Origin of the sequence: Luteimonas flava (genome assembly GCF_036584485.1) — a bacterium.
GTDB lineage: Bacteria > Pseudomonadota > Gammaproteobacteria > Xanthomonadales > Xanthomonadaceae > Luteimonas > Luteimonas flava.
The window spans coordinates 1-278 of sequence record NZ_JAZHBM010000082.1 but is presented as its reverse complement, the minus strand read 5'-3'; the positions used below and the strand labels follow the sequence as shown (position 1 = coordinate 278).

Annotated in this window: 1 protein-coding gene; it reads right to left on the bottom strand. The window is 65.1% G+C overall.

Features of this window, described 5'->3' with window-relative positions:
* On the bottom strand, positions 1–278 hold a 278-nt coding region (locus V3391_RS17770), incomplete at both ends, for a TonB-dependent receptor plug domain-containing protein (RefSeq protein WP_332079779.1).

Here is a 278-nt window from a genome sequence, read left to right as displayed (position 1 = left end):
AAGCCGCTCGACAGGTTGACCCGCTTCTCGTCGGCGCCGACGGCGCGCGGCAGCACCGCTTCGGCGGTGATGGTGGTGGTCTGCACCGAACGCTTGGTGATGAAGTTGATCACGCCGCCGATGGCGTCGGAACCGTACACGCCCGAGGCGCCGTCTTTCAGCACTTCCACATGGTCGACTGCGGCCAGCGGGATCGAGTTGATATCAACCGAGGTGCCGTCAGTGGCGAAGTTGGCCAGACGGCGACCGTTGACCAGCACCAGCGTCTTGCTTGCGCC